This is a genomic window from Ureibacillus chungkukjangi, from assembly GCF_003217295.1.
In the GTDB taxonomy this organism is placed as follows: Bacteria; Bacillota; Bacilli; order Bacillales_A; family Planococcaceae; genus Ureibacillus; species Ureibacillus chungkukjangi.
This window is the reverse complement of sequence record NZ_QJTJ01000004.1, coordinates 102,557-122,870: the sequence shown is the minus strand read 5'-3', so window position 1 is coordinate 122,870 and position 20,314 is coordinate 102,557. Positions and strand designations below refer to the sequence as shown.

General features: G+C 34.2%; 13 protein-coding genes. 4 read left to right on the top strand and 9 right to left on the bottom strand.

The genetic code is table 11. The features are described from left to right. Positions 1 to 176 precede the first annotated feature (176 nt). From BJ095_RS05050 to BJ095_RS05015, 8 genes are all read right to left on the bottom strand, one after another. Positions 177 to 1,850, bottom strand: coding sequence for an N-acetylmuramoyl-L-alanine amidase (locus tag BJ095_RS05050; RefSeq protein ID WP_107932586.1), 1,674 nt, complete (start codon positions 1,848 to 1,850; stop codon positions 177 to 179). Positions 1,851 to 2,079: 229 nt separating this feature from the next. After that, complete coding sequence (locus BJ095_RS05045; protein ID WP_107932584.1) at positions 2,080 to 3,015, bottom strand: C40 family peptidase; 936 nt, start codon at positions 3,013 to 3,015, stop codon at positions 2,080 to 2,082. Positions 3,016 to 3,312: 297 nt separating this feature from the next. Then, positions 3,313 to 4,383, bottom strand: a complete 1,071-nt coding sequence (locus tag BJ095_RS05040; protein WP_107932582.1) for a CAP and S-layer homology domain-containing protein — start codon at positions 4,381 to 4,383, stop codon at positions 3,313 to 3,315. Positions 4,384 to 4,631: 248 nt separating this feature from the next. Then, positions 4,632 to 5,294 carry an S-layer homology domain-containing protein gene (locus BJ095_RS05035; protein WP_146223197.1) on the bottom strand — a complete coding sequence of 221 codons (663 nt, stop codon included), beginning with the start codon at positions 5,292 to 5,294 and terminating at the stop codon, positions 4,632 to 4,634. A 167-nt stretch (positions 5,295 to 5,461) separates the two neighbouring features. Beyond that, positions 5,462 to 5,869, bottom strand: coding sequence for a GtrA family protein (locus BJ095_RS05030; RefSeq protein WP_107932578.1), 408 nt, complete (start codon positions 5,867 to 5,869; stop codon positions 5,462 to 5,464). Beyond that, positions 5,870 to 6,799, bottom strand: a complete 930-nt coding sequence (locus BJ095_RS05025; protein ID WP_107932576.1) for a glycosyltransferase family 2 protein — start codon at positions 6,797 to 6,799, stop codon at positions 5,870 to 5,872. It lies immediately after the preceding gene. Positions 6,800 to 6,850: 51 nt separating this feature from the next. Continuing rightward, the gene (locus tag BJ095_RS05020) at positions 6,851 to 8,413 is read right to left on the bottom strand and encodes a glucosyltransferase domain-containing protein (protein WP_107932574.1); all 1,563 of its coding nucleotides are present in this window, start codon (positions 8,411 to 8,413) and stop codon (positions 6,851 to 6,853) included. Between the two features lie 64 nt (positions 8,414 to 8,477). Continuing rightward, positions 8,478 to 10,022 carry a glucosyltransferase domain-containing protein gene (locus tag BJ095_RS05015; RefSeq protein WP_107932572.1) on the bottom strand — a complete coding sequence of 515 codons (1,545 nt, stop codon included), beginning with the start codon at positions 10,020 to 10,022 and terminating at the stop codon, positions 8,478 to 8,480. A 245-nt stretch (positions 10,023 to 10,267) separates the two neighbouring features. Here BJ095_RS05015 and BJ095_RS05010 point away from each other — a divergent pair, with 245 nt between their 5' ends. From BJ095_RS05010 to BJ095_RS04995, 4 genes are all read left to right on the top strand, one after another. Further along, positions 10,268 to 12,913, top strand: coding sequence for a YfhO family protein (locus BJ095_RS05010; protein ID WP_107932570.1), 2,646 nt, complete (start codon positions 10,268 to 10,270; stop codon positions 12,911 to 12,913). A gap of 119 nt (positions 12,914 to 13,032) precedes the next feature. After that, positions 13,033 to 13,518 carry a hypothetical protein gene (locus tag BJ095_RS05005; protein ID WP_235867576.1) on the top strand — a complete coding sequence of 162 codons (486 nt, stop codon included), beginning with the start codon at positions 13,033 to 13,035 and terminating at the stop codon, positions 13,516 to 13,518. Between the two features lie 584 nt (positions 13,519 to 14,102). After that, complete coding sequence (locus BJ095_RS05000) at positions 14,103 to 15,557, top strand: carbon starvation CstA family protein (protein WP_107932568.1); 1,455 nt, start codon at positions 14,103 to 14,105, stop codon at positions 15,555 to 15,557. A 398-nt stretch (positions 15,558 to 15,955) separates the two neighbouring features. Further along, on the top strand, positions 15,956 to 16,546 hold the full coding sequence (locus BJ095_RS04995; protein ID WP_107932566.1) for a transposase: 591 nt from the start codon (positions 15,956 to 15,958) through the stop codon (positions 16,544 to 16,546). Positions 16,547 to 16,718: 172 nt separating this feature from the next. On the opposite strand, the gene BJ095_RS04990 is transcribed toward BJ095_RS04995, so the two are convergent. Beyond that, positions 16,719 to 19,988, bottom strand: a complete 3,270-nt coding sequence (locus BJ095_RS04990) for a chitobiase/beta-hexosaminidase C-terminal domain-containing protein (RefSeq protein ID WP_181417965.1) — start codon at positions 19,986 to 19,988, stop codon at positions 16,719 to 16,721. Positions 19,989 to 20,314: the final 326 nt, after the last annotated feature.

Below are 20,314 nucleotides of genomic sequence, written 5' to 3'. Positions count from 1 at the left end.
AAGAAATCTATATATTTTCTAGCTCTTTTTTGTATAACGAATTTCTAAAGTACAAGTTGCCATTATTTATAATATCCTCTAAATAAGATTTTATTTGTTCTAATTTTTTTGATTCAATAAATGAAAAATCTGTTCAAAAGTAAGTTAACTCTTGAACAGATTCTTCTTTTCTAAAACTATTTATTATAGTATTCAACAATCCCCTTATAAATTGAATCAGCAAAGATGGAAACATACTGATCATTTACAAGTTTAGCTCGGTCTTCGTTATTAGAAATAAATCCTAATTCTACTAAAACGGAAGGGATAATCATATTATTGATAACATAAAACGCTTCTTTTTTAACGCCACGATTTGTCATTTTTGCATTATTAACAATTTGATTATTGATATAAGTAGCCAATTTGATATCTTCTTCAAACATATCTCCAGAAGATACACTGTAATAAGTTTCAGTTCCTTTTGCACTTGAAGAAGAAGCAGAATTTACATGAATACTTACGAATACTTCACCATAATTATTATCTGCAATTTTAACGCGATCTTGTAATGACGGATAAGTATCGCCAGAACGAGTCATGACTACCTTAGCTCCATTAGCTTCCAATTTTTGCTTCACTTGATTAGCTACTTTAAGAACAATAGCCTTTTCAGTTGCAGATTCAGCAATTGCGCCAGGATCCTTTCCGCCATGTCCTGGATCAATAACAATAATACGATTTTTTACAGCGCTACCAGATTGATTTAATAGTTTTAAATAAGATTTGTGAACATAGCCTTCTTTGTTGTTAAAGCTTACCTTCGCCCAATAATTAGAAATACTTTGGACCGCAACTTCATCACCCTTGTTTAAAACACCAATAGATGAAAAATTAGTTCCTGCCCCTGAACGTACTTGTAAACCATTAACAGTAGCTTTTCCAACTGTACCTGTAGTAATTGTATCTGGAGGTTTTGGCGTTTCTGGTTTTGATACTTCTCCTGTGATATATTGTGCATACTGTTTTGAAACATAGGCAAATACACCATCATAGGATACTTTTAACCAACCGTTACTGTCTTCATATACATTGAAAGTTGTTCCTTTATTCACTTTCCCAACTATATTAGTTGAAATGGATGAGGTTGCAGAGCTTCGAACATTTAAATTATCTACTGTAATATTTACTTTACCAATTACTTTTGCATCTTCAGGTGCTGAAATACCTTGTACTGGTGGTTCAAACTTTTGAGCTGCTCGAGCAATTAATATTGAAAATTGACCACGATTAACATTTTTATTACTTAATTGCGCAAAACTATCATCTATTACTCCTAAATGATATAGCGTACTAATATACTTATAATAAGGATCTGAAGCTGAGATACCTTTAAAAGGTAAAGAATATGTACTATATTTCTCAACATCTAAATTATACGCCTTTGAAATAATTAAACTTGCGTCTTTTAAAGATACTGCTAGATACGGATAAAATTTTCTATCTGTCGATTTTTCAACAAGCAAATTCATTTTAGTAGCAGTTTCAACAAATTCTGAAAGACCACTACCACTAATAACATCACTATAGCTTGACTTTGTTGATTTTATTTTTTCAACACCAAGCGCATTTAAAAGCATTATCGTTGCCTGTGATCTCGTTACTAGATGGCTAGGTTTAAATAGGAGTTGTCCTCCCTCATTATACCCACCAGCAAGACCAGCATTTTTGACATAGTTTATTGCTTCATAAGCCTCATGGGTTGATGGAACGTCAGCAAAGACTGGTGCTGCACTTGTTGTTTGTGTACCAAACATCGGAATCGCTAGACATAAAGCAAGTAACATACATACTATTTTTCGTTTAGTCATATTCAGTATTGTCCTCCTCTCTTGACTACTTATAGTCTATCAAAAATCTCATACGAAAACATTAGACTTATGACACAAATTTCATTTTTTCTCACTTTTTTGACTAAAAAGGATAAATTTCTACTTTTTCTATTAATAAAAAGAGAGCTTGCTAGAAATTAGCAAACTCTCTTTTAAAGTTAAGGTTTTTTGGTTTATAGTTTGGGAGTCAGGGTATAACTCTAGTAGATTAACGAATTGCCTTTGCTTTTGTAACGAAAATATCTAAATGAGTTTTAGTCACGTAATCGGCTAAACCGTATGTGCCATCAGCTTTACCAGATGTAATTCCATTAGACGCCATAATTTGAATAGCATCAGCAGTTTTACTTCCTGGTTTTACATCAGTAAAGGTTTTTGAAATATTCCCTTGTTCTAATTTGAAAGCATTCATTATTACTAATGAAATTTGAGAACGTGTGATTGGTGATGCAGGATTAAATTTACCGTTATCGCCCGAAAAAATTCCAGCTTTTCTAACTGCAGCAATAGCACCTGCATTAGCATGTGTTGACTTAACATCTTCAAACCCCGTATTAGTATCAGTTGTATCTAAACCTAATGCTTCCGCAATTTTTACTGCTACTTCTGCACGGGAGGCATAAATATTGAAATTAATTTCTTTATTTTTTACTTCTGCAGTTTTGTTAACTGCTTCAACTACTTTTTCTTCTTCAAAGTTAGCAACACGTTTTGCACCAACATAACGTTTCCCCCAATAATATGGGTCGTTGATGCTTGAGATTGTAACACCTTCACTAGATTCTGCGCCGATCATTTGGCTATTGCCAATATAAATTGCAACATGAGAAACGCCTTTGCCACTAGTGTTAAAGAATACTAGATCTCCAACTTGAAGATTTGCTTTTGAAACAGCAGTACCTTGATTATACTGACCGCCAGAAGTACGATTTAATGTAATACCTAACTCCGAGAATACTTTGGAAGTGAAACCTGAGCAATCAAATCCACTAGCCGTAGTACCACCACTTCTATAAGGTGTATTGATATATTTTTTTGCTGTCGAAAGCACGTCCGCCGGTGACGCTGCATCGACATTATCAGCAGGAAACGCGGACAACACCATAAAAGATGCAAATATAGGTAGTAACCACTTCTTCTTCATATTAATTGCTCCTCCCAAAAGTACCGTTTTTAACTTGTTTTAAGATTAACACATCTTACTAATCTGTAATTTTTCAATTGTGTAACGTTTTCAATCTATTTGAAAAATATAAAAAAACGCTGATTTATCAACGTTTCCGTGATAATCAGCGTTTTAAAGTTTAATAGATTTTGACTTATATCGACACTTTTTGTAATAATTCTGTAATATTAGATATATAAATGGTATGTCTTTACAGTAATATTACCCTATTTTTTTCACATAAAACCTATTTTATAAGAATTATATTCAAAAATTTCATTTACTCGCGAACATTTGAACCCAGTACATTGTTCCATCCTTAGATTCCCTTATTCCTACACCGATATTTGTATAATGTGAACGTAGGATATTTTCTTTATGAGAAGGTGAATTCATCCAAGCGGTTAATACACTTTGCGGTGTGTAGAAATTTTTAGCTATATTTTCTCCAAAGCTTGTGAATTGATAATCAAATACTGCTGCTAAGTCCCATGGTTGTCCATAAAACTTTGATAAATGATTAAAATAATCATGTTTTATGAAATCTTGAGCTTTAACGACTGCAATTTGACATAATCTCTTATCCTCAACAAGTGCGGGAAGCTTTGCTTTGGCTCTTTCCTTATTTACTAGGCTTATAACCTCTTGTGCCCATTTGTCTGAGTACTGTTTAGTATCCAAGTACTCCTTGGACAGATAATCATAGATAATCTCGTTATTATTCACTTTTGCTTTAAACTCTAGAGCCCGACAGATAAATATTGCCATCTGTGCACGAGAAACCTTTCTTTCTGGTGCAAAGTTAATTCCATCTACTCCACCGATAATTCCTAGATCTGCAAGAGATTCAATCGAATTTTTGGCCCAATAATTCTTAGACAGATCTTTAAAAGCCTTCTTATTTACATCATCCACTTCAATCTCAAAGGCTGCGGCTAATATGGTTACAAATTGAGCTCGAGTGATTTGACTATTTGGGTTAAAGTTTGTTCCATCCTTCACTGCTCCACGCTCTGCCAATTGAGAAAGCGCATTATAATAAGTGGAGTTAGTATCCACATCTACAAATTTCGGCTTGAATTTTGTTGCCTTATCTAAATTTAAAGAGCGGGCAATTGTTGTTACTGCATCTGCACGACTTATTGTTGAATTTGGAGAAAAGGTATTAGTTGAACTTTTAGCCATAAAATTCTTTGAAGTTACATATTCAATCTCCTTAAATGCCCAATGCTTTGTATTTACATCTTTAAATGGTGATACAGGCGAATTTCCAGCTTGTACTACCAAAATCCCAGAAAATTGTAGTACCAAAAGACAAAGGAAGATACTAACAGTTCTTTTTAACATAGCAAACTGCCCCCAACGACGTTTATCAAAGGCCCCCACAAAAGAGCATTCGGATAAATATCCAATTTTTCTTATTATATCAAATGATGTTGTAAAATATCATTGTTGTAAAATATATTATGCATTTTCTATTAATAACAGTACTAGAATTTTAGTTTTTTAGCCTATACCCTCTCTATTAGAGGTTCAAACAAAAAATGCTGCAGCTTGTCCGGGTATGGAATAGCTTGCAGCAAGGTAAATTTCATTTATTCTACTGAAATTACTTCTAAACTATTGCTCTCGATAGCGCGATACAAGAATGTTGCTAAGTGCCCTCTTGTCAGCTTCATGGAAGGGCTATATGTTGTCTTAGTTGTACCTATTGTGATTCCATAATCGACTAAGGTTTGCACATACCTTGAAATAATGGGATCGTTTAATCTGTTAATATCAGAAAACTGAGTTTTAGTAGCTGTCGATACATTAAATTCAAAAGCCTTTGTAATCATAGTCGCTACTTGTGATCGAGTTAAAGAGTCATTCGGACCGAACTTCCCGTTTCCATAACCACTAACAACATTTTTCTCCGTTAAAATTGCAATTGCTTGATAGTAAGGATTTGTTGTAGGGACATCACTATAGCCAGGATTTTTAGGATTATTATTTTTAAAGCCGAGTGCATTCACTATAAACTGTGCTGTCTCGCCACGTGTTACTGTTAAATTCGGCTTGTATTCCGTTGCAGTTCTTCCAGTAATCACTTTTGCTTCATACAAAGCTACGATTGCCTTATAATGATCGCTCCCTTTTATATCCTTAAACGGAGTCTGTGCCTCTGCTTTACTGGGAGCAAAACTGATAAACGCTATGGCTACAACTAATGCGACCATTACTGAAATAACCTGCAGGAATGATACTTTCAATCTCAAAACCTCTCACCTCTTTAACTGGTACTATATCTATTATATCGACTGTTTCCTATAAAGCATTATTAAAATAATATATTATTGCTGCTAATGAAGTTACATCTTTCCAAATGATTGATGCAAAATAAAAACGAGCCCCTCGAAGTTTTTTGGGGCTCGCTTTATATGACTTATTTAAACGCAAAAAATCGCTGTCCGATATAGTTTAATAATGTAAATAACACCATTCCCACAAACATCGCTACATTTTCCTGCAAACGTTGCCCCGTGTCTGCTAACACTAGCAGGGTCACAGGCTTTGCTATACCATAGGCTAATAAATAGCAAACGGCAATGTTTACTGCAAAGCGTAAAGCTGATTTCCAGCTGCTGCCTTTGTGCTGGAAGGTGAAATATTTGTTCAAGAAAAAGCTTAAAATGCTTGTTAAGATATAATTTGCAGCTGATGAGGTCCAATAGGAAAAATGCAGGAAATTATAAAAGCCAAACATAATTGCCGTCCCTACTATTGTATTAATAACCCCTACAATGATAAATTTCCAAAACTTTGCATCAAGCAAATTGAAAAGCTTGCTCATTTATTTTTCGTCCTTATTTGTAGTAACGGAAACAATATAGCGCGGTCTCCGTTTAACTTCCTCGTAGATTTTTGAAATATAGAAGCCGATGATTCCCATACTTATCATAAGTAAACTCCCGATACCTAATAGCAAGAGAATAACCGTTGTAAATCCTTCAAGCGACTCTCCACTCATATAGTTAAATACAGATTGTATTCCAAGAGCGATGGCAAAAATGAGGAATAAAAATCCAATTACTGTGATAATTTGCATTGGTGCAGTTGAGAAGGACGTAATATTATTCACTGCATATTTCATCAACGAAACAAAGGACCATTTCGTCTCGCCCTCTGTACGCTCCTGCACCTCAAACTCTACCTCGATACTTTTATAGCCTAACCAAAAGGATAGCGCACGGAAGAACAGCTTTCGTTCAGGCAATTTCAAGTATTCATCTACTACTTTTCGGTCTAATAACTTAAAATCCGAGGATCTTGACATATCAAAGCCAGTTGCTTGATTGATCATACTATAAAAGCTTTTTGAAAACAGACCATGAATTTTACTTTCCTTACCGCGAGATACCTTTACGCCTTCAACAATCTCAAAGCCCTTTTGCCATAAGGAGTACATTTCAATAACTGTTTCAGGAGGATGCTGTAAATCGCAGTCCATTACCACACAGCAATCCCCTTGTGCATGCTCAAGACCCGCTAGAATGGCTGCCTCTTTTCCAAAGTTTCGTGACAAGCAAATGCCTGTTACATTCGAATACATGCCGCTTGCCTTCTGGATAGCTTGCCATGTATCATCCTTTGAGCCATCATTGATAAAGATTAGCTCTGCTTGTATATTCTTTTGCTCCATTAGCCCTGTTAGAACCTCTGCAGCCTTTACAATCATTTTTTCTTCATTATAAGCTGGGAGTACTATAGATAGTAATGACATAGTGTTCCCCTTTCTTTACGCTATCCTCTACTGAATAAAAGCTTCTATTTATTATTCATTCATTTCCGTTTGCTCAAACTTCACAACAACAGTATTACCAATTACTTTTATAGAATCTTGTTGTGGCCATATGCCCATATTTTGAAATTCCGGTGTTTGTTGTATGCTTTCTAGTTCCTCGTTCGTTACTGGTTCCAACCGATAGCCAATGAAATAATTTATCAATTCAGGATAACTATAATGTTTATAAAATAATGTTTCTCCTGTTGAGCCAGTCATTTCTGGAATACTATTCGGGATAACCTTACTCGTTAAATCTGAATACATACTAACATTACCATATACAGCCATTTTTTCTATTTTGTCAAAAGCTTCTTGTTGCTCAATTCTGTCGACTAACCTATTAGCAAAATTAATGGATTTTTCGTAGCGAATTTCCATATTCATGTATGAAATATTGGCAATTAAAGCGAAGTTGAAAATTGTAAATGCTATTAAAGCAGTACTTAACCAAGCAGTTATCTGTTCTATTTTTAACTTTGGTAAATCATCCAATGCATCATACATTAAAACTATAAAAATATAGACGCTACTTAACCCAAATACCATTAACATATGATAAAACACGTTAGGTGAAGCGAAATAGGCAATATAGTAGCTAAATGGCAAACTTATAATACATAATGCTAAAGTTACTAATTTTCCCGGATTTACGAATAACTTCTTCTTGATACCCACAAGGATAAAGCCAGTGATTAATACAAATAAAAGTAATAAATTTAAAATTTCAAGTAAATTAATATCAAAACTAGTAAATATCCCTCTAAAGAAGAAAGTTTTCAGATTCTGAATTATCTGCGTGATACGCACAGGAATCTGGTTCAATGTTATGCTTCCCACTTTATCTAAACCTTGATAGCTTGAAATTTCTACTGCTAAAAACCTTGTAAAAAATTTATATACAACTAGATATGCAACCATCCCAATTCCAATCATACTGACGGATCGTAGTATATTGCCCCAAATTTGCTTTAAGGAAATAGGAGAGTAAATAATTTCATGGATAATCCATAAAGTTGCAAATGTTAATGTAACTGACAAATTGGCCTGATAAATACCCACAGCCAAACAAACGAAAAATGCTCCTAAGAAAATCCCATAATTCTTATATTTTTTTATTAATACAACAGCAAGTGTTGCCATAAAAATCCCCAGCATGTAACCATCTGCTGTAAACATATAGGCGAAGGTAGATGAGACACTTGGAAACGTTATGACAATTCCTGCAACCAAAACGATTGACAGTTTTTTTCTAATATTAAATAAATAAACTAAACAAATGGATGTAAAGGCTAAAAAGATAATAGAGAGTAGTCCAATAACCAATGGCAGGTCAAAAAAACTGCTCAAGCTACTCGCCGGTCCTAAGAAAAACCGTCCCGATGTTACCATTGCTTGCGTGCTGTATAAATTATGTAACCCATCATGGTTGGGATATCTATGAACAAATATATAGAAATGTGTTAATAGCCCAATTATTAAAGTCGAAAGAAATGCTAACTTCCACTCAGGGTTTACTTTTGCTTTTAGTTTAACAAGTAGTTCCTCTGGCATTTTGTTGCCCCCAAATTTAATTCGTTATTATGTAAGAAAGCAAGACAAATAATAAAAATGCCAATTATTCGTCCGCTAATTTAATAACTAAAATATCATCAATAACTTGTACAGATTCTTTAGCTGGCCATGGCTTCATATTTCTATAGCCTTCCGTTGATTTAATCTTATCCAATTCCTCTGGCGTCGGATAAGCTAATTGATAGCCTAAGAAGTTAGAGAACAGCTTTTGGTAATGGGATACATCATTTAAAAAATGTTCACCAGTACCACCCATCATCATCGGTATTTTATTCGGAATCGTTACCGAGGTCAATTCTGAGTATAACGATATTTTTCCTACTACTGAAATCTTTTCGATATCATTATAATTCTCTAACTGCTCTACACGGTTTAACACGCGATTAGCAAAGCTGATTGACTTCTCATATCGAAGTTCCATATTCATATAATTTATATTAGCAATCAAGCTAAAGTTATATATAGTCAACGCCAATAATAGAACTGTTACCCATGACGCAATTTTTTCAATTAATAGTTTGCCATTCACATCGATTGATTCATATAGTAAAACTAGATAAATATAGATAGTACTAATGCTAAATATCATTAACATATGGTAAAAAGTAGTAGGTGAAACAAAGTAAACAATATAATAACTGATAGGTAAACTTATAAATAAAAGGATGAATATAATTGTTTGGATAAAATTCTTAATAATATTTCGTTTTATAAGTATTATAATACTCCAGACAATCGTAATTATAACGATACCCAAATTTAGAATTTCTAGCAAATTCACCTCTTGATAGAAGTAAAATCCTCTAAAGAAAAATACCTTGAGTTGCTCTGTAATATCATTAAATCGCATAGGGATATCATGGATGGATAACCCCCCGACTTTATCTAACCCTTGATAGCTGGTCATTTTCACTTCAAATAATCCAGTATAGATTTTATAAACAACTAAATATAGTAGCATTCCTATTCCAACCAATAATCCACTACGTAAGATATTCTTACCTAAGTTTTTAATAGTTGGTGCTTTAAATAATATCTCATGCATTAACCAAATTGTTAGCAATGCCATAGCAACTGATAAATTAGCTTGATAAATTCCTACTCCTAAACATAAAAAAATTGCCCCATATAGGAAGCCTAATTTATATTTTTTAGTTAATAAAACTGCTATCGATGAGAAAAGAGCTCCTAACATATACCCATCTGCAGTGAACATGTATGAAAACGTTGCACTAACACTCGGAAAGGTTACAACAATTCCAGAAATGAGCACTATCGAAATTCTTTTTTTCACTTCAAATATCGTAATAATACAAACTGCTGTCAACGCTAAAAATAGAATAGAAAATAACCCTATCACCCACGGTAAATCAAAATATGAACTCAGTCCACTTGCAGGTCCTAGAAAGAATCTTCCTGAAGTAACTTTAGCTTGAGATCCATAGATATTAAGTAACCCATCATGATTCGGCAACCTATTAGTAAACACATAAATATGTGTTAATAACCCTATAATAACAGATGTACAAAAAGCTAACTTCCATTCATAAGGAATTTTTTCCTTAATCTTCAATATATTTTCTGGCATTTTATTCCTCCTTAACTAAAATTTTTACAGTTTTTTTAGACATACAAACTTCATTATACTAAATTTGTCGAATTTCTGTAAATATTTATAGAATTAATCAGGATATTTTAAATTTATTATTTCCAGGAATTTCTCTTTCAATACTTATTATCAATATTTCCCAATAATATGAATTCTTTTATGTTTTTCAAATTTAACTTATAATAAAAAATTGCAGTTAAATTTTCCTTCAAAGTGGTGATAACTTGAAAAATAAAATAGTTTTATACATTTTGTCAATCATTGTTCTCTTGATTGCCGCATTGATAATGCATAAATATTTCTTCGATGCATCCTCTTTAATTACAACAAGAGGAACCGATGTAACCAAGCAATTGGTTTACTTTAAATATCTACTAAACACTCTATACACTAATGGCGATTTTTTCTGGTCTTGGTCGTATGGTCTGGGAGGAGATATATTCGGTCAGTTTAATTACTATATCTCTTTTTCCTTCTTTTATTTGTTAACACTATTTTTTGATTTTGAATCTATGTATGAAGTAGCAAATTTAAATCTCTTAATTTCTATAGGCAGATTATTCTCTGCAATGGTTCTATTATTTCTTCTTCTCCGTTATCATAAGAGAAGCTTTGTTTCCTCTCTAGTAGGAGGATTATTCTATGGTGGAACAACTACTTTTGCTATGTATAGCTTGTCGTTGGATTATATGGTTGACAGTTTTGTTCTGTTACCCCTGCTAATTTTAACTTTTGATTATTTAATGGAAAGAAAAAAAATACTACCGTTTGTAATAGTTTTAGCCTTTATCCTTGCTTCAAATTTTTACTTTGCTTTTATAACAACAGTGTATTTAGCTTTATATGCAATTTATAAATATTTCGATTTAAAGAATCATCAAGAAGCTATTAAAGGATTTTTCCCCTACATTAGTAAATTCATCGGTTTATATATTCTTAGCATGGGGCTTGCATCATTCTCTTTTTTACCTGCTGTTTACCAGTTTTTTCATAGTGATCGATTAGTAAAGGAATACGACATACCTTTGTTATTTGAAACTGAATTCTATGGAAAATCTTTAGATATTCTTTTTTTATCTTACAAAAATTCATATACAGTCGGATTAGCGATATTTTCCTTATTTTTATTAATTGGCGGATTTACAATTGGATTAAAAAGATTAACTCCAAAAAAGATTTTTGTCCTAGGTATTACCTCTTTAATGCTTATTCCATTTATGTATTCCGTTTTAAATGGTTTTTCCCAATTGCAAAATCGATGGTACTACCTAATCGCATTTACATGTAGTTATATTAGCGCATATTTCTTTGATGAAATAATAAAAGGAGCGAAAAGAAGTTTATTTCTAATACTTAATTTTTTGGTAGCACTTTTATTTTATTTTTATATGGCATGGAGATGGACTATTGTTTCAGAGGAAGTTCAAGTATATGACAAGCTATTATATATATCTGGAATCGTTTCTCTAGTTGTATTTATACTTTATTCTTACAACAAGAAATTACGCACAGTAGGGGGTGTATTACTTATATGTTCATTAGTAATTAGTGGTTCCATTCAACATTACAACTTTTTCCAAAATGCACTTGGACAACCTGAAATCCAAAAAAAGGCCAATATTGATTTTTATAATAGAATTGGCTACGATAATCAAGAAGCATTGGAAATAATTTCAACCCTTAAAAAATATGATACTGATTTTGGCAGAACTATGTGGTTTTCCACCGATGAAAATGCTCATCAATACAATCAAAGTATGTATTACCAATATAAGGGACATAGCGCTTACCAAAGCTTAATACCAAAAAATGTTCATCGATTCATAAAGGAAGATTATAATATACTACAAAAAAATCTGATGAGCTTATATGATCGTTATGATGGACGACTTTATATTGAAACTGTATTGAATAATCAATTCTATATTATACGGAAAGATTCACAGCATACACCGTATGGATATTCGGTTATTTTTGAAACAGCGAATTTCCGTGTGTTAGAAAATGACCACAAGCTTCCCATTGGATTTTTGTATACGGATTGGATTTCAGAACAGGAATTTATAAAGTTAAATACTGCAGAAAAAGACCAGACATTGTTAAAAGCTGTTGTTTTAAGCGATGTTCCATCTGGTGATAACAGCAAGGTCGAAACTTTTTCAAGGGACGATCTAAACGTGAAGGTTTTATATGAGGGGCTAAATCATCTTGAGCTGCATGATTTTGAAAAAAATAGAGATTCCTTCGTAGCTACAACTGATGATAAATCTTTTATTCGCATACCTATACCTCGCCCTCAAACAGAAGGTGAGATTTTCGTTGAATTGGAGCTCAAAGAAAAGAACAATCAGCAATTTAACATATCAATGCTAGATAAAAAAATGACGTACTTTTCTATATCGAATACTTGGGCATATCCTCAAGAAAGAATAACGATCAATGCTGGGTGGAACTATGATGCCGCCTTTATTGATGTTTACTTAAGTAAAGGTGAATATGAAATTAAAAATATTCGTGTCCTCCATAATAGCTATGAAGATTATAAAACTGATGTACTCAAGCTAAAGCAAAATGGTTTAGAGGACATACAATATACCGAAAATACGCTATCTGGTGTTATCAATTCTAACAAGGATGGTATCTTTTTCTTATCAATTCCATATAGCAAGGGCTGGCATGCCACTTTAAACGGAGAAAAAATTGATTTGTATGAGGTCAATCATACTTTTATCGGTTTTCCTATAAAGCCAGGTCATTATGACTTGGAATTAACTTATTTTTCTCCTTTCTTCAAAATTGGAGTATTAATAACTATCCTTTCTTTTATACTTCTCTTCCTGCTCCTATTGCTTAAAAAGAGGAGAATCTAATTAAGAAAAAGACTTTTTTAGTTTTTTTAACTTTTAAAAATTGCAGCCCATTTGTCTAATATTTCTTTTGTTGTTTCATATATTAAAATTAGTGCTTATTAAGAAGAAGGAGTGAAGATGTGTATAATTCGTATCAAAGTGATTACGATGCCGCATTGTTTGGTGGTTTTCTAGTCACATTTTTTATCATTATACTTGTGATTGGCGTAGTTGGCTATGTGATTACTGCTCTTATTTATTATTACACAACTAAAACAAACGGCTTAGGTGAGATTTCCTTCTGGTCATGGATCCCTTTACTCAATGTGTATGCCCTATTTGCCCTTGGCTCTACTAAAACATCACTTGAAGAAATTAAAAAGGATGCACTCAAGTTTTTACTGATTTATATCGGGCTTACGATTATTTCAATCATCCCATTTATCGGTATCCTTAGTTCCATCGCCATGATTGTCATTGGCGTGTATTTCATGTATCGCCTATTCTTCCGCTGGACAGGAGAATCTGGTACGGCAATTCTTTTTGTTGTGCTGACTATTATTACAGGTAGTATCTTCTATTATGTATATGGATTGATTAAGATGAAGAAACCGTTTGTGATTTAGTAGGTAAGATTGGGTTCGGAGATTAAACGGTTAAGTTAATTGGTTAATTTAATTGGTTGATTGACTGGTCTATTAGTTTGTTATTAGTTGGTTAGTGATTTTCAGAAAGCTGGGATAACTCTGCATGGTGGAGGGATTCTGGCTTTTTGGTGTAAGTATGGAGAGAATGAACTTGGTTAGATTAGGAGCTGTGGTTGAAAGCTTGGTGATGAAAGCGGATTCATGGAGCGGGCTGTGGGTACGGGTTATGGGAATCTCATGGTTCGAATTATTGGGTAAATTGTTATGAAATAGGAATTTGAGTTTCTCAATTTATTATAGAGGGTAATTTAGTCATATATATTGTTAGTGAATCGTATATCCCGAAGAATTATGAAAGTGGCGCACTCTGATTATAGCCTATTTATCAAGCAAGATTTCGCTTCTTTTTAAAGTCTAGAGTTTAATAATCATAAAACATATTATATTGAAAAACTGTTATATAATTTTACAAAAATAATATTGCTGTTATATAACATTTTGTGCTACTATCGAATTATAGATAAAATATTAAGAATATTTTAAAAAGGGATGGGGGATCTCAAATGATTACGTTTTTAGTGTGTATTGCAATCTTAATCGTTGGTTATTTTACTTATGGCAAGTACGTCGAGAAAGTTTTTGGGGAAAAAGAAAAACGACCAACACCTGCCTATGTAAATGCTGACGGGGTCGATTATGTTCCAATGTCAACACCAAAGAACTCATTAATTCAATTATTGAATATTGCCGGTACTGGTCCTGTATTCGGTCCAATTGCAGGAGCACTTTATGGTCCTGTAGCATTTATTTGGATTGTAGTTGGGTGTATTTTCGCAGGAGCAGTTCATGATTACTTGACTGGTATGATTTCTATTCGAAACAAAGGGGCACATTTACCAGAGCTTGTATCAAAATTTTTAGGAAAGTTTATGAAGCATGTTGTAAACGTTTTCGCACTTTTACTTCTTTTATTAGTGGGTACTGTATTCGTATCTTCTCCAGCAATGCTAATCAGCAACTTAATGGATGGTAAAGTAGCATTAGCAATTATTGTTGGTGTGATTTTCTTCTATTATATTCTTGCTACATTATTACCTGTTGATAAAATTATCGGGCGCTTTTATCCATACTTTGGTGCTCTATTAGTTGTTTCAGCACTTGGTGTAGGAATTGGACTGGTTGTAACAGGAGCACCAATTCCTGAGCTTTCTTTCCAAAACATGCATCCTGGGAATTTACCGATTTTCCCATTGATTTTCTTTACGATTACATGTGGTGCATTATCTGGTTTCCATGCTACACAAACACCAATTATTTCTCGTACAACACAAAATGAGAATCAAGGTCGTAAAATTTTCTACGGCATGATGATTGCAGAAGGTATTATTGCAATGATCTGGGCAGCTGCTTCTATGAGCTTATTTAACGGTTACGGTGGTTTAAGTGAACTTATTGCTGCAGGTGGTCCAGCTGCAGTTGTAAGTGAAGTTTCCTTATTAATGTTAGGTTCAATTGGTGGTACTTTAGCAATCTTAGGGGTTATCGTGTTACCAATTACATCTGGAGATACAGCATTCCGCGCAGCGCGTATGATTATTGCTGAATACTTCAAATTCGGGCAAGCGAAAATTGCAAGCCGTTTATGGATCGCGATTCCATTATTCGTCATTTCTTATGCCTTAACAAAAATTGATTTCAATATTTTATGGCGCTACTTCTCTTGGGCAAACCAAGTAACCGCGGTAATCGCTCTTTGGGTTGGTGCTATGTATCTATTCTTAGCAAAGAAAAATCACTGGATTGCGACAATCCCTGCAAGCTTTATGACTTACATGGTTGTAGTATACATCCTATACGAACCAACAATGGGCTTCGGCATTCCGCTAAACGCATCATTCATCGGCGGACTAATCGCATCCGCAATCCTTGTCGGCATCTTCTTCGTCTCCGCCCACAAAAAACGCGGCACATCCTTCCTACTGGATGAAGACGTATCGGGCTATCGAGTGAATAACTGATAAACGCAAGTAACCCCCAAGCAATTAAATTGCTTGGGGGATTTTTGTTTGGAGTTGTGTGGGTGCCTGGGGCTGTGTGTGTACCTGATACATACACAATTCTGGTTCAATTCTGAATATTTTAGGTACCAGGTACACACACAATTCCGCTCAATTCTGAATACTCAATGAACCAGGTACACACACAATTCTCAAATAATTTTTTGTGTTGTAAAATTTTAATTTGAGCTATTAATTTTGGTTGTTTCATATATTTTCGGATAGTAAAGGTGTTTAAAAGTACAATTTTCATTTAAAAATATGAATTTAGCAGTATTAGACAAGTAATTTGAAATGGTTTATTGTGTAAGTAACTTAATTTCTATTAAGTAAAATAGACTATAAGGGAGGTTTAGTAATTGCCTAGAAAAAGAAGAATTTGGCATCCTGAAGTATTTAACCACGTTGTAATGAGAGGAAATAATCGACAACCTATTTTTAATAACGAAAGAGATTTTTTTGAATTTTATCGTATTCTTCATAATACCTATGAAAAGTATCCATTTACCCTTTCAGCCTACTGTATTATGACCAATCATTATCATCTCCTTATTCAATCCCCCGAAGTTCCACTAAGTACAATTATGCGAATCATTAATTGGCGATATAGTAATTATTACAAAAAGAGATATTCTTACTCAGGTCATCTCTATGAAAATCGCTATTTTTCTGATTTAGTTTCTACACCATTTTCCATGTTACGAGTAAGTAGATACATTCACCGTAACCCCATCAATACGAAAACCCCTATGGTAAATAAATTGGAACTTTACCCTTACAGTAGCTATACCTTATATAAAATGGACAAGCCCCCTACCTATCCATTTATAAACATCGACCCACTTTTAAACTGTCTTCAATACCCTACTCTTCAGTCCAGAAATGACTATATTCAGTTTTGCGAAACCACAGAAGATGAACTTCCTAACGAGATTTTGAACGAAGAATAGACAAATTTATGACCACCACCTCATTTTTCTGAATAGTTTTCAAATTGTTTGTGTACCTGGCACATAAAATAAGCACAACAAAAGCCAAGTTCATTTTTGAACTTGGCTTTTGTTGGTTTCTTGAATTGTGTGGGAATTGTTTGTGTACCTGGTACACAAACAATTCGCCTCTTTAGAAGCCGAACATTTTTAGTAGTTTTTCTAGTTTGTCTTTGATTAGGTTTTTGATTTGTTGGATTGTGTTTTGGATTTGTTCTTTTCCAGGGATTTCAGGCTTACTTGGTTTTTCAGGTTTTTCTGGCTTACCTGGTTTTTCTGGTTTCTCTGGTTTGCCGTGGCCTGGTTTGTTTTTATCTTTTTCAAGCTCAATTTGTACTACTACTGGATCGTGGTCACTTGCACGGCCGTGTTCTTCCATGAAGCCAGAGTTGATGTGAACAATGTCAACCTCAGTTTTAGATGCTAGTTTATTATTTACTAAAATATGATCTAATACTTGAGCGTTACCTTGGTATGAATAAGAGTAGCGTTCTTCAGCTGGCACTTGCTCAATCATGTTTGTAAGCTCGTTGCCTTTAAGCGCCTTCAATGGGTTCGAGAATTCGAAATCGTTGAAGTCCCCTGTTAACACTACATTTGCTTTTGGATCTTTTGCTAAAATATCTTTAACAAATCCATTTACAATCGCTGCAATTTGCATACGCTGTACTTCACTACCTAATACTGCTGGCTGATTTTTACCGTAAAGTGGTTGGTCGCCACCTTTTGAGTTAAAGTGATTTGCTACAACGATAACCTTTTCACCTTTAAAATCAAATTGAGCAGCTAATGGTTTTCGACTACTATTAAAGGCAGTGTTTGTTGGGTCAATACGACCTGGATTTAAAGTTAACTCGCCATCTTCATACCCTACCGCTTCATTTGCTGTACCTTTAGTTCCTTCTACTAATGAAACTCTTTCAGGATTATAAAGGAATCCAACGCGAATATTTCCACCAGGTGCCCCACCATCTTTGTTATTTTCTGGTGCTACATCTGTGTAAACGTATTCCGGTCCGCCCAGTTCTACGATTTTATTGATTAAAGTCTGAGCACTTTGACTTGCATCAACTGTTCCGCTATCTGTTTCACCATCATTATCTTGTACTTCAGTTAGACCGATGATGTCTGGAGTTTTCATATTAGCAACAATCGCTTCTGCTAATTTTGTTACCTTTTCATCCTTAGCTTTTGGTGAGAAGTTTTCGACATTATACGAAGCAACTGTTAATTTATCTTCAACTGGTGTAATTGAAGTTGTTTCACGTTGATTTCCTCCATCAATTAAAGCAGGAAGATTTTCTTTATTGCTTAAAACTTGATAATAGCTATAGCCATAGCTCATGACACCTTGAATATTTCCTTCGAAATAGTCGCCCATTTTTGCTAGGTATTTTTCATCATTGATATTAATCGTGATTCTTTCAGGGTTATAGTCATTTTCGCTAATGCGCAAGCCGCCCGATGTTGTGTTTGTTTCCATATTTCCTGGAATAACTGTAAGCTCACCGTATTTTTGCAATGCAACGACCTTTGGATTATTTACTTGAACTAGCATACCTTCTACGCTTTCAAATAAATCAATTCCATCCTCTTCTGGATCAAATACCGTTAATCCATCATTATCAATTACTTCTGTTGGAAGCACTACATCTTCCCCTAGAACGATTGCTTTTGGAAGCTCACCAGTACCGATAACATCAATTGTTGTTGCTGCTAATTCGGTTACAGAAAGGTCCGTATCAAAACGCTCTGCATATCCTGGCATCATATACTCTTTAACAGTTCCATCAACTGAAATGATGTCACCAGCTTTAACGCCATGAGATGCTTTATATACTAAAATACCTTCTGAAGTTTTGCTGTTATTATCAGGCTGTAAATCTTGTAAATAGAATTCATTTCCATTTACATACGTAACAATCCCTTCAACGTCCGTTACATTTAAACCATCATACTTAGAATAATGACCTTCCCCTTGGATATCATGAATGCGGATATCTTCAAGCTGGATGATATATTCAAATACCGCTACATCACTAGCCTTTAAGCCTTCTTTAACTGCAATGGCTTTTACTGTTGTGTCTTCAGTTATTGTGATTGCACCCGTATAGATTGGGCTTTCAAGAGTTGGTTCACTGCCATCTGTTGTGTAATGAATCGTCGCCCCATCTGTTCTCGTAGATAGAGTTACTTCAGAGCCTTCTTTGATCAAGCCTTGCCCAGGTGTCGCAACAACTGGTTTAACAATTGAGGAATCCTCAACGATATCATCAACGCTTCGTGGGATTAGCTGATAAATATTATTATATGAGCCTAAAACTCCTGAAATCGCTTCATAGGTAGAACCTACACTTAATAAAGAAGAGCTTGATGGTCGTAATTCAAAAGTGTTTCCTTCTCCGTCAACAGCCTGGAAGTTCCCGCTTTTTACAGATTCGATTTTTACATTTTGAACTGTTACAAGTTTCCCTTCACGCTCTTCCTGTAATTGTGCCCCTGTAACGACTTCCGGTTCTGGAACCTCTGTATTTCCTATTACTTCAACACTTTGTGGAGTAACATTAATTTCTAATAAAGTAATATATTCAGTAAGCTCTCCTGTCGCACGAACAATGTCACCTGGTTTAACGTTTAAGTTATTCCCATATAATACAATCCCAGAGTTTTCATCTTGGATATAAGTTGTTGAGCCCATCACAGCAGTAACTGTACCTGTTGTGATAACAGTGCTGCCTTTTGGAAGAGCTCTAACTTCAGTGATTGTTCCTTCAACAGGCGTTACGATTTGTTCACCTAAAACATGTGAACCAAGGTGCGTGAATGTATCTTTAGGATAAGCTATCCACTGTACAGCAGGTTCGAATTCGTCGAATGGATTCGTATCTCCAGCCAAGATAGAGCCTTTGCGAACTAGGGTCATATCCATTGACTTTGCATCTGTTCCCCAGTTTGTTCCAGGATCTACACCGACTTGTCCAAAGGAATCAATGATTTCATCATTTTTCTTTAATACGATTGCATCATCACCGTTAAAATTCATGGCTGCTGTGCTTTCTAAATTTCCTTTTGCTTTAATATCCGCTGCCGATTGCCCGTGATAAAGGATATATGTTGCTCCTTCTTCTAATGTGCCAGATAGGGATACTGTTTGAGACGGCGCTGAACTACCGTTGAAATAAACCTCAACCTTATACTGGCTTAAATCTACTGCTGCTCCAGTTCCATTGTAAATTTCAATAGCTTTGTTATAACTACTTCCTTCAAGATATTCTGAAATAATTAAATCTGTTGCAACAGTTTCTGCTGATACTGTCGAAGGTACCATAGGAACTGCTACACTTGCTGTTAAGGTTGTTGCTAAAAATACATTCAAAGACTTTTTGATATTGCGCTTATCCATACTTTTTCTACACCTCATAAGATTATTTATTTACAATGAATCGAAACTGGAATCTAGTAAATTATTAGATTTCACTTTCATTTCCTATTATTCTAAAAAAATGAATTTTTCGCCTCTTTCAAATTATCCATTTAAATACATTCCTTTTTCTATCAATTTTCCTACAATTGCATATATTGAAAACTACTAGTACCTATTTAAATACCAAAAAAACCAAGTCCCATAATTCTGAATTAACTAAGGATTATAGAGACTTGGCTATTCTCAATTAAATTGTGTGAGAATTGTTTGTGTACCTGGCACACGGAGTATTTTGAATTGTTTTA